This is a genomic window from Blautia sp. HCP3S3_G3 (assembly GCF_052063365.1).
Taxonomy (GTDB): domain Bacteria; phylum Bacillota; class Clostridia; order Lachnospirales; family Lachnospiraceae; genus Blautia_A.
Map to the genome: position 1 here is coordinate 1 of NZ_JBQHXR010000033.1, position 25942 is coordinate 25942.

24 protein-coding genes are annotated in these 25942 nt (G+C 38.8%); 16 read left to right on the top strand and 8 right to left on the bottom strand.

Features of this window, described 5'->3' with window-relative positions:
• Window positions 1–1190 precede the first annotated feature (1190 nt).
• Entirely contained in the window at window positions 1191–2141 is a 951-nt protein-coding gene (locus tag ACTNEW_RS15185; RefSeq protein ID WP_441062505.1) for an alpha/beta fold hydrolase, read from the bottom strand.
• Window positions 2142–3173: 1032 nt separating this feature from the next.
• On the opposite strand from ACTNEW_RS15185, the gene ACTNEW_RS15190 reads away from it, so the two are divergent.
• The 10 genes from ACTNEW_RS15190 to ACTNEW_RS15235 all read left to right on the top strand — a co-directional run bounded on the left by ACTNEW_RS15190 (window position 3174) and on the right by ACTNEW_RS15235 (window position 12053).
• Window positions 3174–3725, top strand: coding sequence for a GNAT family N-acetyltransferase (locus ACTNEW_RS15190; protein WP_441062507.1), 552 nt, complete (start codon window positions 3174–3176; stop codon window positions 3723–3725).
• 603 nt (window positions 3726–4328) lie between these two features.
• A complete protein-coding gene (locus tag ACTNEW_RS15195) occupies window positions 4329–4415 on the top strand; it encodes a DUF6783 domain-containing protein (protein WP_441062546.1) in 87 nt (28 codons plus the stop codon).
• Between the two features lie 576 nt (window positions 4416–4991).
• Window positions 4992–5759 (top strand): ParA family protein, encoded by a 768-nt coding sequence (locus ACTNEW_RS15200; RefSeq protein ID WP_441062509.1) that lies wholly within the window; start codon window positions 4992–4994, stop codon window positions 5757–5759.
• Window positions 5759–6685, top strand: coding sequence for a ParB/RepB/Spo0J family partition protein (locus ACTNEW_RS15205; protein ID WP_441062510.1), 927 nt, complete (start codon window positions 5759–5761; stop codon window positions 6683–6685). Before ACTNEW_RS15200 ends, ACTNEW_RS15205 begins: the two co-directional genes overlap by 1 nt.
• A 12-nt stretch (window positions 6686–6697) precedes the next feature.
• Complete coding sequence (locus ACTNEW_RS15210; RefSeq protein ID WP_441062512.1) at window positions 6698–7225, top strand: DUF4446 family protein; 528 nt, start codon at window positions 6698–6700, stop codon at window positions 7223–7225.
• Between the two features lie 485 nt (window positions 7226–7710).
• A complete protein-coding gene (gene serS, locus ACTNEW_RS15215) occupies window positions 7711–9006 on the top strand; it encodes a serine--tRNA ligase (protein ID WP_441062513.1) in 1296 nt (431 codons plus the stop codon).
• Window positions 9007–9047: 41 nt separating this feature from the next.
• Window positions 9048–9923, top strand: coding sequence for a DUF3881 family protein (locus ACTNEW_RS15220; RefSeq protein WP_441062515.1), 876 nt, complete (start codon window positions 9048–9050; stop codon window positions 9921–9923).
• A 507-nt stretch (window positions 9924–10430) separates the two neighbouring features.
• Entirely contained in the window at window positions 10431–10955 is a 525-nt protein-coding gene (locus ACTNEW_RS15225; RefSeq protein WP_441062517.1) for an AAA family ATPase, read from the top strand.
• 183 nt (window positions 10956–11138) lie between these two features.
• Window positions 11139–11678 (top strand): histidine phosphatase family protein, encoded by a 540-nt coding sequence (locus ACTNEW_RS15230; protein WP_441062519.1) that lies wholly within the window; start codon window positions 11139–11141, stop codon window positions 11676–11678.
• 180 nt (window positions 11679–11858) lie between these two features.
• A complete protein-coding gene (locus tag ACTNEW_RS15235; protein ID WP_441062548.1) occupies window positions 11859–12053 on the top strand; it encodes an aspartate dehydrogenase in 195 nt (64 codons plus the stop codon).
• A gap of 205 nt (window positions 12054–12258) precedes the next feature.
• On the opposite strand, the gene ACTNEW_RS15240 is transcribed toward ACTNEW_RS15235, so the two are convergent.
• From ACTNEW_RS15240 to ACTNEW_RS15255, 4 genes are all read right to left on the bottom strand, one after another.
• Complete coding sequence (locus tag ACTNEW_RS15240; RefSeq protein ID WP_441062520.1) at window positions 12259–12597, bottom strand: hypothetical protein; 339 nt, start codon at window positions 12595–12597, stop codon at window positions 12259–12261.
• 307 nt (window positions 12598–12904) lie between these two features.
• Entirely contained in the window at window positions 12905–13207 is a 303-nt protein-coding gene (locus ACTNEW_RS15245; protein ID WP_441062522.1) for a DUF3899 domain-containing protein, read from the bottom strand.
• 109 nt (window positions 13208–13316) lie between these two features.
• On the bottom strand, window positions 13317–14546 hold the full coding sequence (locus ACTNEW_RS15250; protein ID WP_441062524.1) for an ABC transporter ATP-binding protein: 1230 nt from the start codon (window positions 14544–14546) through the stop codon (window positions 13317–13319).
• On the bottom strand, window positions 14539–14922 hold the full coding sequence (locus tag ACTNEW_RS15255) for an oligopeptide/dipeptide ABC transporter ATP-binding protein (protein WP_441062526.1): 384 nt from the start codon (window positions 14920–14922) through the stop codon (window positions 14539–14541). The genes ACTNEW_RS15250 and ACTNEW_RS15255 overlap by 8 nt, the downstream gene beginning before the upstream one ends.
• A 424-nt stretch (window positions 14923–15346) precedes the next feature.
• Between ACTNEW_RS15255 and ACTNEW_RS15260 the strand changes: the two genes are divergently transcribed.
• The gene (locus ACTNEW_RS15260) at window positions 15347–18334 is read left to right on the top strand and encodes a diguanylate cyclase domain-containing protein (RefSeq protein ID WP_441062528.1); all 2988 of its coding nucleotides are present in this window, start codon (window positions 15347–15349) and stop codon (window positions 18332–18334) included.
• 139 nt (window positions 18335–18473) lie between these two features.
• Here the strand turns inward: ACTNEW_RS15260 and ACTNEW_RS15265 are convergent, their stop codons facing one another.
• The gene (locus tag ACTNEW_RS15265) at window positions 18474–18740 is read right to left on the bottom strand and encodes a DUF1292 domain-containing protein (protein WP_441062530.1); all 267 of its coding nucleotides are present in this window, start codon (window positions 18738–18740) and stop codon (window positions 18474–18476) included.
• Between the two features lie 332 nt (window positions 18741–19072).
• Here ACTNEW_RS15265 and ACTNEW_RS15270 point away from each other — a divergent pair, with 332 nt between their 5' ends.
• The 5 genes from ACTNEW_RS15270 to ACTNEW_RS15290 all read left to right on the top strand — a co-directional run bounded on the left by ACTNEW_RS15270 (window position 19073) and on the right by ACTNEW_RS15290 (window position 23231).
• On the top strand, window positions 19073–19624 hold the full coding sequence (locus tag ACTNEW_RS15270) for a hypothetical protein (RefSeq protein WP_441062532.1): 552 nt from the start codon (window positions 19073–19075) through the stop codon (window positions 19622–19624).
• A gap of 452 nt (window positions 19625–20076) precedes the next feature.
• Window positions 20077–21420, top strand: coding sequence for a leucine-rich repeat domain-containing protein (locus tag ACTNEW_RS15275; protein WP_441062534.1), 1344 nt, complete (start codon window positions 20077–20079; stop codon window positions 21418–21420).
• A 29-nt stretch (window positions 21421–21449) separates the two neighbouring features.
• Window positions 21450–21797, top strand: coding sequence for a hypothetical protein (locus ACTNEW_RS15280; RefSeq protein WP_441062536.1), 348 nt, complete (start codon window positions 21450–21452; stop codon window positions 21795–21797).
• An 11-nt stretch (window positions 21798–21808) separates the two neighbouring features.
• Complete coding sequence (locus ACTNEW_RS15285) at window positions 21809–22930, top strand: serpin family protein (protein WP_441062538.1); 1122 nt, start codon at window positions 21809–21811, stop codon at window positions 22928–22930.
• A gap of 64 nt (window positions 22931–22994) precedes the next feature.
• A complete protein-coding gene (locus tag ACTNEW_RS15290; protein WP_441062540.1) occupies window positions 22995–23231 on the top strand; it encodes a putative quinol monooxygenase in 237 nt (78 codons plus the stop codon).
• Here ACTNEW_RS15290 and ACTNEW_RS15295 read toward each other — a convergent pair.
• Complete coding sequence (locus ACTNEW_RS15295; protein ID WP_441062542.1) at window positions 23171–25009, bottom strand: hypothetical protein; 1839 nt, start codon at window positions 25007–25009, stop codon at window positions 23171–23173. The two genes, ACTNEW_RS15290 and ACTNEW_RS15295, sit on opposite strands and share 61 nt — an antisense overlap.
• A gap of 150 nt (window positions 25010–25159) precedes the next feature.
• Entirely contained in the window at window positions 25160–25825 is a 666-nt protein-coding gene (locus ACTNEW_RS15300; protein ID WP_441062544.1) for a DUF3786 domain-containing protein, read from the bottom strand.
• Between the last annotated feature and the right edge of the window lie 117 nt (window positions 25826–25942).

A 25942-nucleotide genomic window follows, 5' to 3' on the forward strand; every position in this document is an offset into this window, starting at 1 on the left:
TGCCGTTTCTCCGCTGACAAAGTGATTTATGCAGACTGACAGCGCAGTCAGGGAGATAAAAGCATCTATTATAACGTGCCGTTAGCTCCGCTGACAATTCGCCGTTTCACACTCTCAGGAGCTCTCTTTCGCGTACGGTTTTTCACGCCTCCCCCTTCACAGAGTTTCGCCCTGAACGGAAGTTTCGGTGAAAACCATAGCACAACCAAACGCAAAAAATCCCCACGGATTAATACAGAACTAACGTCTAATTCATTAAAACCCGCTGTAATTAACTAAAGCACACTTTAACTAAGCAGGAATTCTCTCGCTTCTGTAGATGGTGAGATGAATTGCCAAAAACTAAAAAGAACACTTATTCTGTTTATGAAATGTGTTATGATATAATTAGTTGAAAATGAAAGGATACTTTATTATCAAAGATATTTGGATGTTGAAGATTTCTTCATAATACCATGCTGTCTGATAAGAACATAGAGTATCAGATAACCGGAAGAATGCTAAAGAACACGCCTGCCAAGTATAAAAGCAGTAGACTTTTCTGAAGAAAGTGGATTTTCTGACTCTTGCCAATGTGCAGCTGAATTTGGAAAGGGCGTGTCGGAATTTCTTCCAAAGATTGCAGTCTGGCTTTCTGAAATTTAAATCTAAGCATAAGAACCGGAACAGTTACACCATAAACCTTTTGAATGGAAATATCGTACTGGCAGATAGAAGACTGAAGCTTCCTAAACTGGTTCAGTCAATATAGTCCGCTGTGCCTCCCTTATTTGAATCGAATTTCCCATAAATTGTGATGCATATCTGTCTGAAAGCAATTTTTACACAAACTCTATAGGAAAAGAAGAGGAAAGTGGCTCTGTGCCATTAGAAAGTAAGAAATGTTGTATATGCGGGAAAGTAAAAATGAAACTGAAGCTTTTCGAACGAATTTACAGATGTGAGTGCGGAAAATGTCATGGACAGAGTAAAATGGAATGGTCAATATCCGTGAATAAGCAAGAAGGATGTTGATTGCATAGTATAGAAAAGGTGGAATGCGTCTGCTTTTATACAATAAAACAAAAAACGCCCGGATTCGGGCAAATATCAATCGCGGGACACGCGAAGGCTGCAGATACTTGATTATGAAAGCCATTGAAAAGAGTCCCCCACTTTAAAATCTATGATTTAAGTGGGGGTATGTTACATTAAAAGAAAATCCCGGCTTGCTCAAGAAAACTTTCAGCATTTTCAATATGAGGAAAATGCTTGGATTTACCAATTGTGACAGTTTCGATTGCGGGGTTGATCGTGCAATAATTATTAACAATAGAATCACTGTTAAATTCTGATTCACCTTTGACAATTAGAATACTGTTATCTATTGTTTTTAGATTTTGGCTAATATTAATATTCATGTATTTGGAAGCATAACATGCATATGACGTTTTTGCATAAGCACCGCCGACGTGAGAAGCTTCGTAATATGCATCAATCATATCTGTGTCAACATGGAATGGATTATAATAGAGTTTTTCAATAAAAGTATTATTGAGACTTTCACGTGAAACAACGATATGATAAACTAAAGTTCCAAAAACAGGAATTTCCAGAAGACATTTTAATATTTTATCTTTTTTGGATGGCATTTGTTTGAGAGAATTAATGCTTGGAGGGTTAATAAGCATAAGCTTATCAAAATAGTTTTTCTCGTTACGGCATGCCATAATAGCAAAAGAAGATGAAAATCCGCTGGCAATTATGTCTGTTTTTTCCCTGATGATGTCTTTTACAAAATCGCAGATTAATTGTGTATATACAAAGTTTGTATAAGTAATACCTGGCTTTTCTGAAGAACCATATCCAAGCAGATCTATGCTATAAACAGTGTGCTCCATCGCAAGCTGTTTTTCAACATGATGCCATTCATAGCTGGACGAACCTGGAAGTGTGTCATGTATTAATAAGATTGGAGTTCCTTTTCCGATTTTTGTATAATGAATTTGACCAAATCTCCAGTTATAAGTGCTTTTTTGAGAAGCATCAAGCATCTCTTTGAGGGACGCGGATGCAGCAATAACTTTATTGATAATATGAATAGCAAAAGTTGCTGATGAAAATAATGCTGCAAAAGTAAGAAGTCTGTTTTTGTTTTTCATACAAAAGCCTCCTTTTGGTCGAATTTTTTATCGCAGTTTTATAAAAAGCAAGTAGGGCCTTTGAGATTTGATACTTGTTTTGAAAAAGATAAGATTTTTAACGAAAAACTACGATATTGTAATTGCTACATAAATATGAAATTGAAGAAATTGTTTATATTTATATTATACGCCTAAATAGTTGTTTTTACAATGTCTTTTTCGGTCGAGTATGTTTCACGTGAAACATGTTGATCTGAATGAGCAGTGTGGCTTTAAATCTGTATGCAAAATACTTTGGGATATGGAACTGGATCGGGCTGCAAAAGCTTGAGTTTATGTGAATGAAGGGTTAACTTACGGGGAACTCTGTTGGCAGATATGAAGGGCGAGGCAAAAAAAAGTATTACAGTAGTTGACAAGCAGTTTATGACTGGACTTTTGATTGGTTGCAGAAATTTGTAGATTGTACATTTATTTTTAAAATAACTACACCAAATAACTTGCCTATTTCTCCAAGCGTGCATGATAAAAAGTCTCAACGTACCTCTATGTGTACGCTTTTTCTATACACACTCGAAGAAATATTCTACACTATTGGTATATTGTTTATGGAACGATGTTATTAGTAAAGGTGTTGGCGATTATGATAAAACTAATCAAGAAATGTGTATCAGGCTTTTAACGATAAATATACTCCAGGTAGGAAAATATTTTCTTGCTGTCGTTTCAAATGGTAAGATAAAAGGTGTTGGAATAGTTCTGCTGTCTGCATTTGAGGCGGGAAAACAGGGAAAACTTCTTTGCCTCTACACAGACCAAACGCTTGTATTTGCCAAATGTATTAGAGCAGAGGTTTTACGAGTTCAGAGGAACTGCAGGCTGTATTGGATTTAGAGAAAAAGGAAGTGCCATTGAACTGTTTGTTCTATACGGAAAGCAAAGCTGAGGAATAAGGAAACAAATTTCATTTGTTGTGTAGTTGAACAGAGTAGTAAATTGACATTTACAGTATATTAAAAAGCGAATAGCATGAAACAAGGAGATGATGTGATGAATATAGAATTAAAGAAAGCTACATTGTCTGAGCTTAATATGATACAGAGATTATATGAGAAATTACTGGATAGTTCTGAAAGTTATGCAGATATACTGCAATGGAAAAAAGGAATATATCCAACTGATGAAGATTGGATATATTATATAAAAAATGAGGAAATGTATTTACTGCTTGTTGATGGCAGCCTGTCAGGGGCTGTTGTTGTGACAAAGGCACAAAATTCTGGTTACAGAAGCATTTCATGGCAGATTGAAGCGGCTGATGAGGAGGTTTCTGTTATTCATTTACTTGCAATCGATCCGGAACAGCAGGGAAAAGGGCTGGCAGTAGCGATGATTGACCTGATTATGAAAATGGCTGTTGATATGAAAAAATGTGCTGTAAGACTCGATGCTATAAAAACGAATATACCTGCACAGAGATTGTATGAAAAGTATGGGTTTGTCAAGTGTGGAACAGCACAACTATATTATGAAAGTACAGGATGGACAGAATTTATTTTTTATGAATATCTTTTGGAACTTTCCAAATACGTCCCGTTTTGAATGGATTGATACAAGACTGTAACCTGTTTTTCGCTGATTTTCCTTTGGAAACGCTGACAACCTTCTTTATAATTATAATAAGTCCGGTTATATGTACAGCTATATATACAACTATATATAAAGTACATATAACTGGTCAGAGAAATGGGCGATTATTTATTGCGAGTTATACTGGCGTAGTGACCACTCGAAAATAATGGCGATTTATGGGGGCTTATTCCCCGGATTCTCCGAATTTAGGATAAAGAGAGATGAGTTTTTGCGAGCCTGTGACGTTGTAAATTGCCGTGTCAGTTTCTTGCATTCCTCAATCCTCGCTTTTTCTAATGTTTCCAACTGTTTCTCAACCATAGAAACGTAATCCAACCTTCTGGAAAGACATTGTCTTATCGTTATATTCAACTCAATTTCGGCAATGTTCAACAAACTTCTGTGCTTGAGGAAGTAGTGTATTTCCAGCTGCCTTTCATAACTGCGTGACTTCTATGCATGATATCTTTTATATTGCAATCAGACCATATAAGACCATGGGTGTTGGGGACATCCATGACCAGAAGAATTTTTTGATGCTCAAGATAATATTCTGCTAGAGCGTGTTTGGAAATGCATTTCCGCCATCTGCACGCCCCGCTTTGCGGGGAATTTGCCTCGCATTCGGTCAACATAGCCCTCTATGCCTCCCTCATTTGAGTCAAATTTCCTACAAATTGTGACGCACATCTGTCGGAAAGCAATTTCAAACACGCTCTAGTAAATCACAACCGGGATCTCATTTGTTTTCAGAACCTTTTCGAGTCTGAATCTGTTCTGTTTTTCATAATTGGAAAATGAAAAATCGTGGTCCTATGGCGAAAAGCTGTTTTTGACAAAACCAATCGTTTTCCCTCTGTAACCAGAATCGAAAAAAAGAGGGTTATCGTTATCAAACGCCAGATTATCTGATAAAAATCGAGTTTTAACTGCTAAAGATAATTGTAAATCTCATTAGCATGATGTATACAAATTACAATGGCTACTTCCTTTCTGATATGTGTACGTTGTTTTCTGGTTGTTGCAATTGTGCCTTATCGATCAGGAGATGCCTTTACTTTTACACAATATTTGATATATGCTTGCTTATAGTTATGAAGATGGCTTTGGCAAAACAAAATACACAAAAAATATTGAATAAAAAAGTAAATTTCTATGTTTCACGTGAAACATTATGTGGCATACTAAAAATAAACGTGCTATAATGTCTTTAGCCTTAAATAAGGAGGTAGAATTTTGGGAAGAATTATAGCAGTAGCGAATCAGAAAGGTGGAGTTGGTAAATCTACGACGGCAATTAATTTATCAGCATGCCTTGCTGAACAGGGGAAAAAGGTTCTTACAATTGATATAGATCCGCAGGGGAACACAACGAGTGGCCTTGGGGTAGACAAGAATGCGGTAGAAAATACACTGTATGAACTTTTGTTGGGCGAAGTGGACGTGAAAGATGTAATCATAAAAGATGTTGTTGAAAATGTTGATTTGATTCCTTCAAATGTGAATCTTTCCGGAGCTGAAATAGAGCTGATTGGTGTTGATGAGAAAGAATATATTTTGAAAAAAGCAACTGATAAGATTCGCAGAAAGTATGACTACATCATTATGGATTGTCCGCCGTCATTGAGTATGCTTACAATTAATGCGCTGACGGCTGCAACATCGGTTCTGGTGCCGATTCAGTGTGAATATTATGCATTAGAAGGCCTTTCCCAGTTGATTCATACAATTGAACTGGTTAAGGATAGGCTGAATAAACACCTGAAAATAGAAGGCGTTGTATTTACGATGTATGATGCAAGAACTAATCTGTCTCTTCAGGTGGTAGAAAATGTAAAAGACAACCTGAAACAAAATATTTACAAAACGATTATCCCTAGAAATGTCAGACTTGCAGAAGCTCCAAGCTATGGACAACCGATAAATATTTATGATTCAAAATCTGCAGGAGCAGAAAGCTATCGTCTCCTGGCAGAGGAGGTTATTAACAGGGAGGATGAATAATGGCAGTAAAGAAGTCAGGGTTGGGCAGGGGCCTGGATGCATTATTTCCTGATAAATCCCCCCAGGAAAAACCCAAAACAGCAGTTTCAAGAGAGAAAACAGAATCCGCTTTGAAGAAAGAGGCAATACTTCCGAAAAGCGCGGAAACACTGGTTAAAATTTCTAAAGTGGAGCCGAACAGAAATCAGCCGAGAAAACAGTTTAATGAAGATGCTTTGTTAGAACTTTCGGAGTCCATTAAACAGTACGGTATACTTCAACCACTTCTTGTGTCCAATAAAAAGGATTACTATGAAATAATTGCCGGAGAACGCCGCTGGAGAGCAGCAAAAATTGCCGGATTAAAGGAAGTTCCGGTAATTGTCAAGGAATTTAATGATCAGGAGATTGTAGAAATTTCTCTTATTGAGAATATCCAGAGAGAAGATCTGAATCCTATTGAAGAAGCGATGGCTTACAAACGACTGCTGGAAGAGTTTCACATGAAACAGGATGAAATTGCTGACCGCGTTTCCAGAAGCAGAACTGCAGTTACAAATTCCATGAGGCTTTTGAAACTGGATGAAAGAGTACAGCAAATGCTGATTGATGATATGATTTCAGCAGGACATGCAAGGGCAATTCTTTCTGTCTCAGATGGCGACAAGCAGTATAATGTAGCCATGAAAATTTTCGACGAGAAGCTCAGTGTAAGAGAAACAGAGCGACTTGTGAAACAGATGACAGAACCGCCGAAGAAAAAAGAAACATACAGCAACACAGCGGAAGATGCTATTTATGAGAGCCTGGAAGAAAAAATGAAGGGTATCATGGGTACTCGTGTTTTTATTAACAGAAAGAAGAACAACAAAGGGAAAATTGAGATAGAATATTATTCTAAGGATGATCTTGAACGGATTATTGATCTGTTTGAATCCATCGGATAGGGAGAAGCATAAATGAGTATGATTTTTGACAGCCTGGGAATAGATCCAGGAATCATCATAATTGTATTGCTGCTCCTGGTGATCATACTGCTTGTTCAGTCCGTCAGCGCTAATATGCGCTTAAGTCGTCTGGAGCGGAAATATAAGATGTTTATGAAGGGCAGTGATGCACAGTCGCTGGAAAAGACATTTGTAAGAAAATTTGCGCAGATTGACCGTCTGTACGAGGCAAAAGAGGATCATGAACATTCCATTGAGTACATCAAAAAGAAACTGGATATCAGTTACAGCAAATATGGTGTGGAAAAGTATGATGCTTTTGATGATGTTGGTGGAAAACTCAGTTTTGCGCTTGCGATGCTGGACAAAGAAAACAATGGATTGATTTTGAATGCAGTTCACAGCAGAGATAATTGTTTCCTTTATCTCAAAGAAATCGTAAAAGGAGAGTCCTATGTGATGCTCAGTCAGGAAGAGGTGGAAGCACTTCGTAAAGCTGTGAATTACGGAATTGAAGAGTTGACGGAAGAAAGCAGATAAAATCTATAAAGAGCCATTGGGGATTGACTGAAGTGATAGAAGGAAAAAATGGTATCATCCATTGCCCTGTAGTCAAACACTATCAGAATCTATGAGTGATTTGTGAGTAATTTATGAGTGCATTTGAATTTTTTATTTTGGATGTTGGTATAATTTTTTCATAAAAGATGAGGATGGTTTTTTCATGATTGCTTTTGACGATGTTGAAAATAAAAAACCGATAAACAAGGAAAAAACATCCGTGAATCAGTGAATAAAATAATACCTGCAGCAATGCAGATACTATAATAAACGATAAATGAGCGAATACCGAAAAGTACACAAAATTCATGATTTAGGCTTCTTATTGTCCACATATAACGTATTTTAGAGTGTGTTTGAAAATTTGCTCATTTGATAATAAAGTAAAATACAGACAAAGTAAAATGCAAATAAACTAAAATACAAATAAACTAAAATACAGAGCATTTTGAGGAGGAAATAAAATGTTAGATATTAAATTTGTAAGAGAAAATCCTGAGATTGTAAAACAGAATATTCGAAATAAATTTCAGGACAGCAAGCTGGAACTGGTAGATAAGGTTCTGGAACTTGACAAAGAAAACAGAGAAATCAAACAGGAAGTGGAAGCTCTGCGTGCTGAGAGAAATAAGATTTCCAAACAGATTGGTGCTCTTATGGGACAGGGTAAGAGAGAAGAGGCTGAGGAAGTAAAGAAACAGGTCGCTGCTTCCGGAACACGTATTGAAGAGCTTTCCGCAAGAGAAAAAGAAGTGGAAGAGGAACTTCTCAAAAATATGATGGTAATTCCGAATATCATTGATCCATCTGTACCGATAGGTAAAGATGACAGTGAAAATGTTGAGATTGAGAAATTTGGTGAGCCGGTTGTCCCGGATTTTGAAATTCCGTATCATACAGAGATTATGGAAAGCTTCAACGGAATTGATCTGGACAGCGCAAGAAGAGTGGCAGGAAATGGATTTTATTATCTGATGGGGGATATTGCAAGACTTCATTCTGCAGTTATTTCCTATGCCCGTGATTTTATGATCAACAGGGGTTTCACTTACTGTGTACCACCTTTTATGATTCGAAGCAACGTTGTTACCGGTGTTATGAGCTTTGCAGAAATGGATGCCATGATGTATAAGATCGAGGGCGAAGACCTGTATCTGATCGGAACCAGTGAGCATTCCATGATCGGTAAATTCATTGACCAGATTATTCCGGAAGAAGAACTGCCGAAAACTCTCACCAGCTATTCTCCATGTTTCCGTAAGGAAAAGGGTGCTCATGGTCTGGAGGAACGTGGCGTTTATCGTATTCACCAGTTTGAAAAACAGGAAATGATCGTTGTCTGCAAACCGGAAGAAAGTCCGATGTGGTTTGAAAAATTATGGCAGAATACGGTTGATCTGTTCCGCTCTCTTGACATTCCGGTGCGTACTCTGGAATGCTGTTCCGGTGACCTGGCTGATCTCAAGGTGAAATCCCTTGATGTAGAAGCATGGTCTCCAAGACAGAAAAAGTATTTTGAGGTTGGAAGCTGCTCCAATCTTGGCGATGCACAGGCACGTCGTCTGAAAATCCGTGTAAATGGAAAAGATGGCAAGAAATATCTGGCACATACTTTGAACAATACAGTTGTGGCTCCGCCAAGAATGCTGATCGCATTTCTTGAGAATAACCTGAATGCAGACGGATCTGTCAGCATTCCAAAGGCACTGCAGCCATATATGGGTGGTATGACAAAGATTGAGAAAAAGACTCAGGCATAAGGAAAAGGGGTTTATCGATAACGATTCAGGGAGGTGGTCTTGTGCACAAATATTTAAAAGCAGTAGGTTTTTCTAAAATCAAAAAACGCGGTGAAATGAATGAAATTATCCGTGATGTTGTCAGAAATTATGATGAAAAAACAACGGTAGAAAACCATTCAGAAGGTGTGTTTGCGGAATTTTCCAAGAATTATGGATGCGATTGCGGAATTACTGTATGCGGGCTGTACGATGAAGATAATAGGTTCCATGTGGAATATTATTTTCCGTTTTTTCGGGGCACGGGAATCACCACGCAGGAAAATGTGATTGTGGAACGCCATGCAGATAAGGAATCGTTTGCGGGCGCCTGTGATGACCTGAGAATCGGAATTACGCTGATTTTTTATCTGCAGAATGCTGCAGAGTATATGCTGGAAGATTATAAAGATCATGTCCATGCAGGCAGTCATCCGCTGACTCTTTCCGGTCTTGCATCAGAAGGAAAAATTCTTTTTCCTGTTCAGAAAGATAAAGAAGCGGTTAAAGTGGAAAAAGAAATGAGTCAGAATAGAACGAATCTGATTGCAGCAGCCAGAGAAGGCGATGAAGATGCAATGGAAAGTCTGACGATGGAGGATATGGATACGTATTCCATGATTTCTCAGAGGATTGTGACAGATGATGTTTTTACCATTGTGGATTCTTATTTTATGCCGCATGGAATCGAATGCGACCAGTATAATGTTATGGGAGAAATTCTGGATTGTATGACATTTCAGAATACACTCACCGGAGAAGAAATCTGCCAGATGACCATTGACAGTAACGACATGATATTTGATGTTTGTATCAACAGAAATGATCTTCTCGGGGAACCTCAGGTGGGGAGACGATTTAAAGGAATTATCTGGCTGCAGGGGCAGCTGCATTATTAAAAAACAGCAATATGATAGGACAAAAGAATTATAGTATCTTTTGTGTTTGGAAAATAATGAAGTGGGAATGGTTCTTGATTATAGGACCGTTTCCACTTTTTTTGTTTGGTATTATATTGAAATGTTTCACGTGAAACTTTTTTGGTGGTAATTACATGTGTAAGTAGATCTTTTCATTTAGAATTGAAAGAGTGATGCAAAAGCCGGTGTTATTTTGAGAAGAGATTTGGTATAATAATTTTAATGGTAATAATAACTTGTTATAAAAACTCTGAATGAAAAAGAATATGTGGATAGATATGCGTAAAAGGGTAATTTGTCCGCAAGAGTAAGTAATCAAAGAGAAAAGGTATGGATTTCTAAAAAATAGTGGATATACGTTATTGAAAAAATATTACAGATAAAAACCTATCAATTTGTGTAACGTATAAAATTGTATGATATATAAAATCAGCATTGGGAAATTAATAAAAGATTAAGTCGAATTTATCAGAGGAGGGCGATTCAATGAAACCAGTTATTTCCATTGGAAATCAGGATTTTCAATCCATCAGAGAAAAGCACAGTTTTTATATTGATAAAACTTCTTTTATTAAGGAGTGGTGGGAAAATCTGGACGTTGTTACTTTGATTACACGTCCGCGCCGCTTTGGAAAAACATTGAATATGAGTATGACGGAAGCCTTTTTTTCTGATAAATACGCAGGCAGGGAAGATTTGTTCGAGGACCTGTCCATATGGGGATATCCGGAATATCAGGAACTGCAGGGAAAATATCCGACGATTTTTATGAGTTTTGCAGATATAAAAGCGACAACTTATAAAGGGGCAAGAAGTGCAATTATACAGAAGCTGGTAAGATTGTACAGCAAATATGACTATATAAACACAGACCGGATATTGCGAGAGTCTGATAAGGATTACATTTCCTCAGTAAAAGCAGATATGACAGATGAAATCGCCGCAGCATCTATTAATTATTTGTGTGATTATCTGTGTCGGTATTCTGGGAAACAGGTATTGATTGGATGATAAAGAAGAGAAAAACGGAATTGATAAAATAAAAAAGAGAAGAAGGAAATGATTGAATAAAAAAGTCAAGAGAAAAACGGAATTGATAAAATAAAAAAGAGAATAAAGAATTAATTGAAAAAAGAAGTGAAGCGAAAAGTAATTGCTCGGACAATAGATTTGCGAAAGGGAAAAGTTTGAATCATGGGACATTTTTATTTTGTGAGACACGGACAGACTGTATGGAATGTAGAAAATAAGATTTGTGGTGCAACGGATATTGAACTTACTGAGTTTGGCCATCAGCAGGCAATTGAGACAGGGAAGAAGATCCTTGCAGAAGGTATTACTGCAGATGAGATTCTTTATTCTCCCTTGATCAGAGCCAGGGATACAGCAATGCATATTTCAGAGGTAACGGGAATTCCGGCGAGAGTAGAACCGAGGCTGATCGAGCAGAATTTTGGCAAATGGGAATCTACGCCAAGAGACGGAGCAGAGTTCAGGAAAGCAAAAGAGTTTTTTGCCTGCAGCCATGAGGGCGGGGAGTCTACTTTGCGTCTGGCACAGAGAATTTACAATCTTCTGGATGAAATCAAAGAAAAATCAGAGGAAAAAACGTATATTCTTGTGGCACATAATGGGATTGCAAGAGTTGTACAATCTTATTTTACAGATATGACGAATGAGGAATATGCGGCTTTCGGCGTGAAGAATTGCGCAGTAGTGAGATACGATTTTTGAAGAGGCGATTTGTATAAGGATGCATGTTGTTTTCTGTTTATTGTGGATTATATTAGTATGATGAAAAGCCGTGAGTCATTTTGATCTTGTGAGAAGCAAAATGAACGGTAGATAGAAAGCTGGGAAAGCTGTTTTACGCGAGAGGGAAGAATTATGTTTGGAAGAAAGAAGAAACGGAAAATGCCGGCACAGCAGTATGATCCGCAGAAACAGAAGGCGGTAATACACTGCAGTATTTGTACTGGCGAGCAAGTGGCAGGATTTAAAGATATTGCTACGGGGCATTTTGAAGAAGTTATGGTGATTCGTAACGATGGGGATTTGAAGGCATTTAAAGAAATGTATGGCATTACGGAAATTTTGAAGGAATATTGAGGATATGTGCATGGAGCGAACTGTGATGTGTTGAGTGTATCGCGCTTTCACATAAAAATGAGAGTGTAAAATAAAGTGCGTAAGTTTTGTTACCGGTAACTTACACACTTTATTTTACACTCTCTACCGGTAACTTACTTGCCTTGGATTCGGTTAACACAGTTCACTATGATTCCCTCATTTGAGGCAAATTTTGTACTGAAATTTACTTTTGGGTTGGCCTTTTATATCGTTTTATCAGATGATGATGGTACCAGATCATAACCAACAGAGGTAAAATGATTGCAGCGAGAAATGGAATCAGATACCAGAGGGTGTCTCCGATAAAAAATCCTATGACCCAGGAAAGAATGATAACGATTCCATAGAGAATCCACATGGTACCATGCTTTTTGTTCCATGCTGTTACGTCTGTAAGTTCTTCTTTTTTGGGAGGTTTTTCTCCATTATAGAATCCGACGGGATCGGTACTTCGGAACTGGGAAATACCAATACCAATCATAATAAAGGCGCACATACCCAGAATAAAACCTGATGCAACCATTATGTAATCCCCCTATCTTTCTATGGATTTGTAAAGAGTCTGTGACTGATGTATGATACTATTATACAGAAATTTTGGAAGAAAGATAGAGCAATTTTCAAACACGCTCTAGGATTTTCGATTGTAAAGTGAAGGTTTGTCTGAATAATACAGACTGTCAGGCAAAGAATATAACAGATGGGATGAAAAATATGAAAAAGAAACAGAGAATTTATTTGTTTTTGCATTTCTGATGCGTGGAATAACAGGGCTTTCGCCCCATTATTCCACGGTTATATTGTGCCATTCCAACACTTTCAGAAAATTTCTAATTCATTGACAATGCAAAAAACAGCGAAAGAGCAAGACAGCCCAGACCGGTGACAAGAAGTGTCCATTTTCCGGTGGATCTGCCACGGTCTTTTTGCTGGGCTTTTTTTTCTGTGCAATAAGTAAAGTAATCTTTTCTGTTATTAAAGCGTCCTTTGCGGAAGGAAAACAGACAGACTACCATGTGGCCAAGATATTGGATTCCATAAAAATTGCCTGCTTCAGAGATGAACATCAGAATACCGAAGCCTATGTAGAATACTGCTGCGGTAAAGAATCCATCGCTGCAGTAAGAGAGCAATAGTTCTCCGGTGTTTCCGTAGGTGCTGATTTCATACCAGATGACAAGCAGTGCGATTGCAGCAGCTATTGCTACTGCAATCAGGTAAGAACTTAGAGTTTTCTGTGTTTCATGCGTTCACCAGCTTTTTGCGGTATTTTTCAAATTCTTCTGTATTGCAGCTTACAAAATGTCCTGGTGCGATTTCCCGCAATGTTGGCTGTTCCATGGAGTAATCATGTTCATCTTCGGGAACATAGACAATTCGTTTTCGCTGTTTTTCATAATGCGGATCCGGGAGAGGAATCGCTGAAAGAAGAGAGCAGGTGTAAGGGTGAAGCGGATGGCTGAAAAGTTCATCGGAGTCTGCAATTTCAACAATCTTTCCGAAATACATAACAATGATTCTGTTTGAAAAATATTTTACTACAGACAGGTCATGAGCGATGAACAGAATGGTAAGTCCCATTTCCTTACGGAGTTCGTTCAGAAGATTGATAACCTGTGCCTGAATGGATACGTCCAGCGTGCTGACCGGTTCGTCTGCGATGATCAGATCCGGATTCATAATGATGGCACGGGCAATGCCGATACGCTGTCTCTGTCCACCGGAAAATTCGTGGGGATAGCGGGATGCATGTTCTTTTACAAGACCAACTTTTTCCAGCACTTCATATACTTTTTCATCGATGTATTTCTGATCGCGAATGCCCTGAATGATCAGGCCTTCGGCTATGATCTCGCGAATGGTCATACGCGGATCCAGAGAAGCAATAGGATCCTGGAAAATCATCTGGATTCTGGTTACTATGTTTTCTCTGGAGGCATTTTTCAGTTTTTCCTGTCGTTCTTTTTTCAGCTGATCAAGTTTTGTGGAATTCCCGGCAGCTGCTTTTTCTTTTTCATCGTACTCCTCGTTGATTTCTTTTGTAAGACGTTCACGATAAAGAGAAACGCAGTTTTTGTGATCGTTTTTTGCTTCTTTTATGAGATTTTTCTGTTCTTCTGTAAAGACTTTCAGATGGTCTTTCTCAGCTTTTATTTCATCCTTTTTGCCTTCTTTTTTTAATGCTGCAATTCTTTCTCTGGAAGCTTTGCGTTCCTCTGCAATAGCATCTGTGTAGGAACGGGTGCCTGCGACAATACGCTGTCCTTTAAAATAAACATCCCCGGAAGTTGCATTGTACAGCTTGATAATGGAACGGCCGGTTGTTGTTTTTCCACAGCCGGATTCTCCTACAATTCCGACAACTTCCCCTTTTTTTACAGTGAAACTGATATCATCCACTGCCTTGAAATCTTTTTTTCCGAAATATTGTTTCAGATGCCTGACTTCAAGAATATTTTCGTTTTCACACATTACCTGGTACCTCCATTTTTTTCATTGCTTTGATTCGGTCAGTGACGCTTCTTGGTGGATCAACTTTGGGCGAATCGGGGTGCAGCAGCCAGGTTGCTGCATAATGAGTATCTGAGACTTTGAAAAAAGGAGGTTCTTTCTCAAAGTCGATCTTCATGGCATATTTATTGCGGTCTGCAAATGCATCGCCTTTTGGCGGATAGATCATGTTAGGCGGAGTGCCCGGAATTGCTTCCAGTGTATCCCTGGTATCCAGAGACGGCATGGAGGAAAGCAGTGCCCAGGTGTAAGGATGTTTCGGATCATAAAAAATGTCGTCTGCCGTGCCGTATTCTACGATTTTTCCTGCATACATGACGGCTACTTTGTCTGCCATATTGGCAACGACACCAAGGTCATGTGTAATATGGAGGGCTGGACGGATATGACAGCAGATTGATTCCTCTGGAACAGGAAGAGAACACTCTCACCAGTGAGTACTGGCATATCATGGAAGTGCATTTGCTGTTCCTTTCTAAAAATAAAAAAAGCGTCTCTTAAAATCCCTGATGAAAGAAACGCTGATGCATCTGTTTGATGTCGATAAATTTATAAAATTCTATTGATTAGTGCTGAATAATTACACACTTTATTAGGTTAATTTGTCAAACGAAACAGAAAATAAAATGATAAAAATATTCAAAGCAGCCCATTTGAGAATTTGTTTGATGCCATGATTTTTGTTTACAATTATTTGTACATATTTTATACTATCATTAAATAGATGGTACATCGTAAATGAAACAACGGGGGGGATGGGTATGAATGAGATCTTTTTGGACTGTTATATAAAAATATCAATCCTGATTGCAGTGGTTGATGTGATTCTGGCCATGAAATCCATTCGCAAAAAAAGTACGACAGGAAGGTTTCTGGGTTATGGCTGCGCGGTAGCGGCTTTGGTGGATATCAGTTATCTGATCAGTATTCTGAATGACAGTTATCTGTGTATGTCGATTATGTCCAGTATCTATTTTGTCAGCATAGATATTATGCTGCTCTGTGTTCTTATATTTACCGTGTGTTTTACGAAAGGGAAATTTACCAGGAGAGGAAAAAGAATCCTCAGGCTGATCGGCTTATATACACTGTTTGAGGTCATGGTTTTTGCAGTAAATCCGTTCAGGGAAATTGCAATCAGTTATATACGGCGAAATACATTTATTGCGAAATACAGTTACGAGATGAAACCTCTTTACTGGATGCATCTGATTTTTACCTATTCTCTTGTTGCAGTGATCCTGGTGCTGCTGCTACGAAAACAATTCCGCGTTCCAAAAGAATACGGAGCTCAGTATCGTTATGCGGTTATGGGGATTCTGACGGTTGTTATTGTGAATGGTGTGTTTCTGTTCTGGCCGGGAGTGAATGTATATAATCTGCTGGATTATTCTATCTGTGGTTATAGCCTTACGGCATTTATGCTGTACTGGAGCTGTTTTGATTATTCTACACATGGAATGCTGAACCGGTTAAAAACCAGTGTGTTTGAGAATATTGATCAGGGAATTGTCCTGTTTGATTATAATGATAATCTGATTCTTTATAATAAACGGGCAGATCATCTGCTTGGAGGAATTCAGCAGGAAAAATGTTCTGTTGCAGAAGATTTTCTGAATTGTTACAATCTTGCACTGAATACAGAAAAGGAAAATGACAGTTTTTCTGTGCAGTGTTATATAAAAAACAGTGAGGAAGAAAGACCTCTCCGCTGTGATATCCGAAGACTGAAAAATGCAAAAGATCAGATACTTGGACAGTTGTTTGTGTTTTCAGATGCAGCTTTGGAAACAGACTTGCTTACAGGATTTCAGAACTGGGAGAGTTTCCAGCGGTTCGCACGGGAAAGCAGCGATCATTTTGCAAGCCAGACAGCAGTGGCAATCTGTGATATAAACAGTCTTTCCGTGATCAACAGCACGATGGGAAGCAGTGTGGGAAATCAGAAAATCCGGATGCTTGCAGATACGATGAGGCAATATTTCCCAAAGGGAACTTATTATGTGAGGGGACTGGAAGCAAATCTCATTGGTTTGTGCAGTCGTAGAAGTGAAGAGGAAATGCAGGAATGTCTGCGGCAGGTGAATGAACATTTTTCCGAAAAAATCCAGTATGCAGTCAGTACTACGTCAGAGGAAGCACCGGATATTCTTCAGGCGATACATGTGGCAACGACGGCGATGCGTGCGAAAAAACTTCTGGATCAGGAATCGATTCATTCCGAAATGCTTACGTCTCTGATCAGGGCTTTGCAGGAATGTGACAGCGATACGGAACACCACGTACGCCGTACGCAGCTGATGGGGGCGGAACTGGGAAAGAGAATCGGGCTTTCCGATATTCAGCAGAGTCAGTTGTCACTGCTTTGTCTTCTGCATGATATCGGCAAGATCGGAATTCCGCTGGAAATTTTGAATAAACCGGGTAAACTTTCTGATGAGGAATGGAAAATCATTAAATCTCATACAGAAAAAGGGTATGTGATTGCAAACAGCAATAACGAATTGAAAGGGATTGCCGAGGAAATTCGTCACCATCATGAACGCTGGGATGGAAAGGGCTATCCGGATGGTCTGAGCTGTGAAAGTATTCCGCTTTTATCCAGGGTGATTGCGGTGGTGGATGCGTATGATGCGATGACTAATGATCGGATTTACAGGCCTGCCATGTCGGTTTCCAGTGCAATGGAGGAATTAAGACACTGTGCGGGAAGTCAGTTTGACCCGTTTATTGTATCGGAATTTTTAAGGATGTTGAGAGAGAACAAAGTAATTGTGGAAAAAATCTGTGCGGATGAGGAAAAATCGAAAGAGAGGAAAACTGGATATGAGGGCGCCGGGAAGAATGAAGAAGTAAAGGGATATAGTGTTCATCCGATTCCTTACAGCCGATATCTTCTGGATGAATCTATGAGAATTGTGGATGTGGATGAGAATTTTGAGAAGCTTACCGGTTATTCAAAGGAAGAAATCCGCGGGAAACATATGCTGCAGGCAGATCTGATTCCTTCCGAGGAGCGTACAGAATATTTGTGTCAGACGAATGCCAGTCTTGCGAAAAGTCCTCTTGTTTTTCAGGAACATAAGCTTCGGCGGAAAGATGGTTCAGATATTTATGTGTTCTGTTTTGGCAGAATGTATTATGATTCTGCGGTTCGTGCAGGACGGTCTGAAATTGTTATTGTGAATATTTCCAATACATATTCTATGAAGATGCTGATGGATGCGGAACAGAATAAAGCGCAGATAAGGCTTCGGCATTGGGAGCGTACTTATCGGAGAGATTCTCTTACGGGACTTTTGAATCATGCTTCTTTTCGCAGTGATGTGGAATTAAAGATTCTGGAAGGAAAATCCAGGATTCTGATGATGATTATGGATGTAGATAAGTTCAAGGAATATAATGACACGTTCGGGCATCATAATGGAGATAAATTTTTGATACTCGTGGCACAGACGATTATGACCTCTCTGCGTAAAGAGGATCGTGCCTGCCGTATGGGCGGTGATGAGTTTGCGGCAATGCTCTTTTTTGATAAAGATACCAGGCAGGAGCAGATGCAGGAACGAGCGCAGCAGATTTTTGATAAAGTGAATATGACACTGAAGGCAGCTTCCGGAGGAACTGGTATTTCGATGGGTGTGGTATTTGCAGAACCGGAAGCAGGATTTAATGAGTTGTATGAGGCGGCAGACCGGGCACTTTATGAGGCAAAAAACAGAGGCAGAGGAAAAATGGTGATTCTGTAAGGGGGATTACAGCATGATTGTTTTTCAGGACAGTGGGCAGAAGAATTATTTTTTCTGCCCACTGTCTGCAAAAACTGAAATTTATAGCAATCAAGTAAGTTTTTGAGTTTTATCGTGATTCTTTTCTAAATCCATATGGTTATTCTTCGTCCATTTCCATATATGCCCTGGCGATGCGTCTGTAATCAAAGTCCTTTTTTATCTTCTGAACGGTGAAATCGTCGCCGTCGATCATACTTTCGTAAATATAGATTCCTTCATCATCAATTACGTCATCTTTGACAACAGCACCTACGACATAGTGTTTCTTTTCAAAATCAAACTCATCTACCACAGCCATTTCGACATCGGAACCATCGCGGGCTGTAATATGAAAGGTAACATATTCTTCAAACTGGTTTTCCATGGTTTTGCCTCCTTTGATTGTAATGGTGGATAGCTTAGAGCGTGTTTGCAAATTGCTTTCTGACATACTCTGTGGCTTCTCTTAGTATAGCATGCGGCATTCTATTTGTCTTGGGTTTACAAAAAATATATCGTTTGTTATACTTTTTTCAAAGCATAGTTTCTGCAGTTTCGAAGCTCATTCAGGATATGGAAAATTCAAAAAACTGGTGAAAGAATTTAATTAATTTCTGTATTTATCATGAATTATAAACGTTAAAATTTTATTTTGTATACCTGATAATATAGGGAAAAGAAACTTTCTATGAAAGGTAAGAAAATGAGGAGAAAAATATGACGGAAAACAAAAAAAACGAAACAGCTTATAGAAAAATTGATAATCTTCAGGTATATGTCCTTGAACTTGAGAATAAAGGGGCTCAGACTGTTATTGCGGAAAAGACTGCCCGGATTGCGGCACGAAGGGGTGAGCCAGGAGAGAAGATAATTTCATGGAGTGTGGATTCTAATGGTGAACCGGTTTTAGAAAAGGAAGCAGTGGTGTCTGTAGATGCGGAAACAGGAGTTCCCGGATGGGTAGTAACAAAACTTGATGAGGACGGGCAGGAAGCGGTTGATCAGAATGGGAACAGAAATGAATGGATTATTGATGACACAACATTTCAAAAAAAATATGAACCGGATCCGCAGGTTCCAGGTATTTTCCGACCAGTCGGCGGGCAGCAGAAATTTATCAGATTATGCGAGGCAATTCATATTATACAATGGGGAAAAGAATGGAAGGTGGATGCAGGAGGTTTCATCAATATCACAAAAGCGGAGGATATGTATGTGATTTCGGGGAGAGATTTTGCAGATACGTATAGAGTTGTGGAAAAAATATAAAAAATGTTGTGCAGTTGTCTGCGGTTCTGAAGTTTTTTGGAGAGATAACGTCAGGAAATGTTTCAAAAAAATATAATGGAAAGAGAACGGTGTACCCGGCTTGGTGTCAGGTGTACCGTTTTTTTATATTACAGGAAAGTGCTCCGCATTTTCCTGTAATATAAAAAATTGTATCAAAGGAAAGGGCTTTGTATTTTCTTTTGATACAAAACTCCGATGTACTGGAAATTTAAAATAATTTTTATCCATACATGTAATATAGATGAAGACAAGTTGATTGTTAAAGAATTGCCTTGTATCAGAACAGAAATGCTGCACCTTGAAAATTTCATAGTTTATTTACTGGAGAAGAGAATTCAGGAAAGGCTGTAACGGTGGATAGGAAAATTTGTCACTTTTATGCTTCGTGATGTCTGCATAAGCAGATATTTCCGTTTAAGGAGGTATATGTTATGGAAAAAAATAGCAAAGATACAGTTGTTGAAAAGAATATGATTAACTGGGAACTGAACGAATATGGTGTTCTGATTGTGGATGGAAAAGGAGTGATCGAAGACTGTGATTGCGGAAGCAATCCATGTGCACCTTGGGACTCTGTGAAAGATCGGATATTGGAAATCCGTATTATGGAAGGGATTACCGAGGTTGGTGTCAATGCTTTCAGAAACTGCAGGAATCTGGAGAAAGTGGTTCTTCCTCATTCTTTGAGACGGATTCATGCCTATGCATTCCGGGATTGCAAGAAGCTCGTCAGTATGGAAACGGATCGGCAGAATTTTAAATATATCTATGATGATTGTGAGTATGCAGCAGATGATACCATTATTTTTGGAGTGGAATCTTTCCACAATGTTCCCTGGAGCATAGCCAGATGGGGGAACTTCTACATACAGGAAGACCGGATGTACGTTACTTTTGCCGGAGATTCCGAAAAATTAGAAGTACCGGAAGGGGTTCGTGTGTTGAAATCATTTTCCATGAATCATCTGAATGTGGATTCTGTGATTCTTCCGGAGACCCTGGAAGTAATCGAAGATTTCGCATTTTCCGGATCAAAAGTGAAAGAAATCGTGACACTTCCGGATTCTGCAGAAAAGCTTGCCGACTATGCGCTGGCAGATTGTTCCATTGTGTGGGAGGGTTCGCCGTCCCTTGAAAAAATGGCAAAAAATAACCGAAAACGGAAGGAAGCTGATCGAAATCGTTTTCCTGTTTACTTTAAACGATATTCGTTATCTTTGATGAGCAGAAAATCGTTTGGAAAGTTCAGGAAGTTTAAAGTAACAGAAAACAGGCAGAAACAGAAGTGGGATGGCTTCGTTTCCTCATATGTGTATGACAGCAGCGCTGATGTCGGAAACAGCATTTACAGAAGAATCCACAATGGAAATGTTGTATTGTGTGTGGCTTATAAAGATCACAGAATTGTCTCGGTTAAGTCATTCGCATGGGATAGCGGCGAAAAAATTACAAATGAATATCTGATGTATCCGGTTATTGATGAAAAGTATGAGCTGGCTCCATGGCGCGATTCTTTTACCTATCAGGAAAAAGAAGAGATTGTAGGTGCTTTTGGAAATTTTGATGGAAAACATTTAAAAGAAGATGATGTATTAAGGTATCCTGAGCCGGATACCCATGAGGAATGGTTTTGGTCAAATGACAGAGAAAATTTCGGTGGTCCGCTTGAAATGGAATTCCTTCACATGTGGTTATCGCTGCATTCTGAAATTACGGTAGATTCTATAAAGGAAAATATAGAAAAGGACGAATACAGATGGTTTGTAGAGGTATAAAATTTTTTAAGAAGAAATGGGGATAGAATATGAAGACGATGTATCACATCACATCCATTGATAACTGGGAATCGATTCAGGAGTATGGTCTGGTGCCGCAGTATGGTTTTTTATCCGATATGGTGATGGAACAGCTTCCGGGAGTGTATATGTTCCTGGAAAAGGATGAAGTGAATTATGCGATGCAGCACTGGTTCGGGGATATGATCCGATATGTTTATGACAGAGAAAAACTGATTTTACTTGAAATACAGATTCCGGATGATTTCGGAATAGAGGAGCGTTTCGGGTGGGAGGCAATCAGCCGTTCCACCATTCCTGCTGAATATATAAAAATTGTTGATTTTGAGGGAAAGAAAGACTTTAACAGGAAGTAAGGAGGCACGTTATGAGAGAGTTTGAACAGGTTTACATGAGAATTGTCCGTAAGTTGTGGGAAGCGATATCGGAGTCCCATACGGGAGATAATATGTTTTTTTCTCCATTATCTGCATTTGTCATTGCAGCAATGCTTGAAAATACGGCAGCAGGACGAACCAGAGATGAAATCACGGATTTTCTTGGATATGCTGGTTATATGAATGAAAACAGATTCAGAGAAAAGTTAACGGAACTTCTTCTGGAGCTGAAAGCAGAGAGGGAAACTTTTTTTGCAAATGCAGATGCCTTTGCTGTAAATCAAAAATATCTGCCGTTTATTCAGCCGAAATTCATGGACAGGTTTAGAAGAACATTTCCGGAAGCGGAACTGTTTTGCCAGGGAGATGCTGCACAGGCAGTAAATGAATGGGTGAGCACCAAAACAAAAGGAATAATCGGCTCTCTTATTTCTCCAAATGCACAGCCGGATTTTATTTTGCTTAATGCAGCAGTATTTCTTGCGGAGTGGATGAACGAGTATACGGAACGTGCTGTTAAGGAAAAGGAAGATTTTACAAATTCGGATGGAGAGCAGGAAAAAGTCACGATGCTTTTCAGTGAAGAGGATACTTACATCCATGCAGACGGTGTTTCCGGATTTGCGAAACCTTATAAAGGCGGAGAGTATGAGTTTATGGCGCTGCTTCCAGATGATCCCGGAACCAGAATAGAAGAGCTTATGAAAAAAGGAATTGCCGGAGAACTTTATGATCTGTATCGAAATGGAACGAACATGAAAGTATACGTAAAAATTCCGGAGTTTACGTATTCTTCTGTGGAAAACCTCAGTGAGCCTTTGAAAAAACTGGGGATAAAAAGAATCTTTGAAGAAGGTGCGGATATGAGTCCGGTAATTATGAGGAGACAGGCTCATGTGGAAGAGATTGTTCAGAAAGTGTATGTTCAGGTTGACCGGAACGGTACCAAAGCAGTGGCAGTCACATATAGTGAATGTGAGGTAAGTGCAGCATTGCCATGGGAGGAGGAAGAGTACAGGGAAGTATATCTGGACAGGCCGTTTTTGTTTGCAATTATGCATAAGAGAACGGGACTGCCGGTGTTTGCCGGAATTGTGAACCGGGTGTTTTGATTTACAAAAATGTACCGTTTGCTATAATTTTTGCAAATGAAAATAAGTCAGGAGGAAACGAAATATGAAGAATTTAGTAAAATTGGTAAACATTCATGATGGAGAGGGAAAAGAACATCATAACGGGGACAGACTTTATATCGAATCGCAGCCTCGTGCTGAAGCCGGCAATTTGAAATACGAGTATTTCTTCCCGATGGACGATAAAGAAACGGTTTTGCTTATCGACAACTGGGAAGATCAGAAAGCATTATTGGCACACATCATCAGCAATGGATTTCCATTGGTCACGTCAATATAATCGGCACATACTGATTGGGCAATATTCTGCAGAACCTGTGAAACGGACGCATAACAGATTTCATTTACCATGTGCAGATGAATGGATTCGGGTGCAATTTCCTTCAGCTTGTCTGCATGATTTTCAGCCAGCTTATCTGAAAGAATCATATGGTATTCCTGAGAAACAGCAGGATAATACTGATTTAGGAATTTATGGATATTTGGAATTGTCTCTTTCAAATTCAGATAATCATTATGGGATGCAATGATACCGGCAAATACAGAGCAATGAGGCTCTAACTGACAGGTAGTATATAAACAATCCGTTTCTTTTTCTGCCAGTAATTTTAGAAGAACCGGCTGTTTTTTATGAGTCAATGCAAATGGAATCTGACGGATAAGAAGGCGATCCTGCTCCTTGTAATCCTTGAAGGAAATGTATTCCTTTAATGGTGCAAGAGCATCATTTAGTGCAGACAGAGACTGCTGTAAATGAAATGCAGATGAACTATTTACAGATGATGCTTCCTTGAACAGTGTATGAAAGTTTCCCTCGTAGATGGCCAGAGCACTGCGTTTGTTCTGCCACATTTGGGAAATAGCAAGTTCCATAGAGTACATGCAGGATAATATCTGGTCCTGACCATGGAAGATGCGTTCTGCAGAGCTGCGAATCAAAGAAAGTGACTCTTCAATTATCTCCCGGTTATTATTGGAAATCTGTCCGCATTTTACATGAAGCTTTAATGAAAGCTGATCAAGCGGATCCAGTTCAGGATGATTTTTAGCAGGGGATTTCCAATCAGATAAAGTAATCTGACTGGTTTCATTGCATGGTACAAGACATACATGCCATTTGTTGGAACTGTCATGTGTAGTGATATCTGAACCGCTGTAAATCAGATCGAGAGTTGGAACCTGAATAAAACCTTTCAGGATCTTTTCAATCATCCAGCGACGATGCTCAAGTGCGGCAAGGCGATTAATAATAGATGGATTTTCATCCATCAGTTTCGCAAACTTTTCTGCGGCAAGACGATGATCAGTGGTATCAATTCCGCAGCATTCCAGTTTTTCCTGGATATGCATGGCTGCCTCCAGGTTTGATATGTAATTGTATGGTTCTATAAATGCAGAGCGGATCTGATCGTCCGTAACGTGGTCATTAGATGCTTTACAATAAGAATAATGAAGATTGTAGGCAATCGTTTCCAGCTGTTCAAGATAAGAAGTATCTTTCTGAAAACCAAAAGCAAATGTATCAGATTTTGCATGAATCGTACATTCAGGTTTCTTGTTTTGTACATAGGAGATGATGGATCCTGATCCAAATATGGATGAAAAGGCTCTGGCATAAGCCAGATTCTGTGGATCCTTACCTGTTGAGATCACAATATAATTGTAGCCGGACGCGGATATTTCAGAAAGAATCTGAGTAAGAGTCGCCTCATCTCTGCCCAGGGAACGATAATGAATATCTGCATAAACCCTGTCACCTTCCGGAGCATTTAATTCGGTATGATTGTGAGTGATTTTTGCATAATTCTTTAATTCGGGAGCTTTGGACAGCAGGGCATTTGCCGAGCGGGTGGGATTTGCTGTTAAAACAGTTACATATAAACTGGTATCAAGAAGCTGGCCATTGACCAGAATCTCCTGAAAGATAGTATCCATGCGTGAGCCGGAGCCTATCAATAAAACTCGCAATTCGTAATGACCGTTATTTGCTGCGGTACGATACTTTACAAGGGGATGCTGCTGAAATAATCTGCAGCAGGAAAGTCTGAAATTGCTCATTGATTTATGCCTCCTGAACAGGGATAAGCAGTTAATCCGTTATGCATTAGCTGCTGTACTTTTAAACTTTTGTTTTTTATCCATCTTTTTTCAGAATATCATAAATAGACGATTCACGGTACTGTTTTTTGGTTTATTTTTGGCAAGATGTTATTTGTTCAAAGACAAATCAAGCTGACATTCTAACCTATCATTGAAATTAATTTTCATCATTTCCTCTATTCTCTTCACAATATGCCCCATCATAAAAAAAATCGTTTCAAAATGCATATAATCCAAAATATTCTCATCAAACATAAACTTAAGATTTGCAGGAAATTCTTCATCTGCCTCCCAGTATTGGATGATAACCGGTAAAAAAGTAAAAGGATACAATTTTGCTGCCACATCACCTTTTAATTCAAGTTTTTCTCCAAAAATGGTGCATACAGTTTCCAGTTCCTTTCGTTTCCCGTTGAATCCATCTGCTGACTTCTGAAAAATATTGATTCCAACACCACTTGATTTCACTGTTCCTTTCAGCATATAAACCGGACAGTAATTTCCTGAAAGGCTACAGTCATCTTTTGAATAACAAAGTATGTCATAAATCGTCATAGATTCATTATAATCTGCTTCAACACTTGTTGAAAAACTATTTTCTGACCATTCTACCTTTCCGGTTTTACGATTAATTCTGTATTCTCTTAACATAAACTCTATATAAATGTAACTTTCATCATTTCTAAGCGAAAACTTTTTTATCATTTTTTCCTGATTATACTTTACAAACTCTCCACGCATTTGATTGCGCATGATTTCATAATTGGATACCATCGTCTGTTCCTCCCTATTAAGTCAAGTCTTTTTTCCTTGAATATCAAGGATTTTTTCAATATATCATCAATAAATATCTCAGAAGAAGGAGCCATAGGAATGGACATTTCTCTGTAT

Bases quoted from the DNA above. Each gene is read 5' to 3' on its own strand.
- ACTNEW_RS15255 (WP_441062526.1), bottom strand. From the start codon at position 14,922: ATGGCAGACAAAGTAGCCGTCATGTATGCAGGAAAAATCGTAGAATAC.
- ACTNEW_RS15225 (WP_441062517.1), top strand. From the start codon at position 10,431: ATGAAACCAGTTATTTCCATTGGAAATCAGGATTTTCAATCCATCAGA.
- serS (WP_441062513.1), top strand. From the start codon at position 7,711: ATGTTAGATATTAAATTTGTAAGAGAAAATCCTGAGATTGTAAAACAG.
- ACTNEW_RS15300 (WP_441062544.1), bottom strand. From the start codon at position 25,825: ATGGTATCCAATTATGAAATCATGCGCAATCAAATGCGTGGAGAGTTT.
- ACTNEW_RS15260 (WP_441062528.1), top strand. From the start codon at position 15,347: ATGAATGAGATCTTTTTGGACTGTTATATAAAAATATCAATCCTGATT.
- ACTNEW_RS15195 (WP_441062546.1), top strand. From the start codon at position 4,329: ATGCATTTCCGCCATCTGCACGCCCCGCTTTGCGGGGAATTTGCCTCG.
- ACTNEW_RS15280 (WP_441062536.1), top strand. From the start codon at position 21,450: ATGAAGACGATGTATCACATCACATCCATTGATAACTGGGAATCGATT.
- ACTNEW_RS15235 (WP_441062548.1), top strand. From the start codon at position 11,859: ATGCCGGCACAGCAGTATGATCCGCAGAAACAGAAGGCGGTAATACAC.
- ACTNEW_RS15265 (WP_441062530.1), bottom strand. From the start codon at position 18,740: ATGGAAAACCAGTTTGAAGAATATGTTACCTTTCATATTACAGCCCGC.
- ACTNEW_RS15270 (WP_441062532.1), top strand. From the start codon at position 19,073: ATGACGGAAAACAAAAAAAACGAAACAGCTTATAGAAAAATTGATAAT.
- ACTNEW_RS15205 (WP_441062510.1), top strand. From the start codon at position 5,759: ATGGCAGTAAAGAAGTCAGGGTTGGGCAGGGGCCTGGATGCATTATTT.
- ACTNEW_RS15250 (WP_441062524.1), bottom strand. From the start codon at position 14,546: ATGTGTGAAAACGAAAATATTCTTGAAGTCAGGCATCTGAAACAATAT.
- ACTNEW_RS15285 (WP_441062538.1), top strand. From the start codon at position 21,809: ATGAGAGAGTTTGAACAGGTTTACATGAGAATTGTCCGTAAGTTGTGG.
- ACTNEW_RS15290 (WP_441062540.1), top strand. From the start codon at position 22,995: ATGAAGAATTTAGTAAAATTGGTAAACATTCATGATGGAGAGGGAAAA.
- ACTNEW_RS15190 (WP_441062507.1), top strand. From the start codon at position 3,174: ATGAATATAGAATTAAAGAAAGCTACATTGTCTGAGCTTAATATGATA.
- ACTNEW_RS15230 (WP_441062519.1), top strand. From the start codon at position 11,139: ATGGGACATTTTTATTTTGTGAGACACGGACAGACTGTATGGAATGTA.
- ACTNEW_RS15275 (WP_441062534.1), top strand. From the start codon at position 20,077: ATGGAAAAAAATAGCAAAGATACAGTTGTTGAAAAGAATATGATTAAC.
- ACTNEW_RS15210 (WP_441062512.1), top strand. From the start codon at position 6,698: ATGAGTATGATTTTTGACAGCCTGGGAATAGATCCAGGAATCATCATA.
- ACTNEW_RS15240 (WP_441062520.1), bottom strand. From the start codon at position 12,597: ATGGTTGCATCAGGTTTTATTCTGGGTATGTGCGCCTTTATTATGATT.
- ACTNEW_RS15185 (WP_441062505.1), bottom strand. From the start codon at position 2,141: ATGAAAAACAAAAACAGACTTCTTACTTTTGCAGCATTATTTTCATCA.
- ACTNEW_RS15295 (WP_441062542.1), bottom strand. From the start codon at position 25,009: ATGAGCAATTTCAGACTTTCCTGCTGCAGATTATTTCAGCAGCATCCC.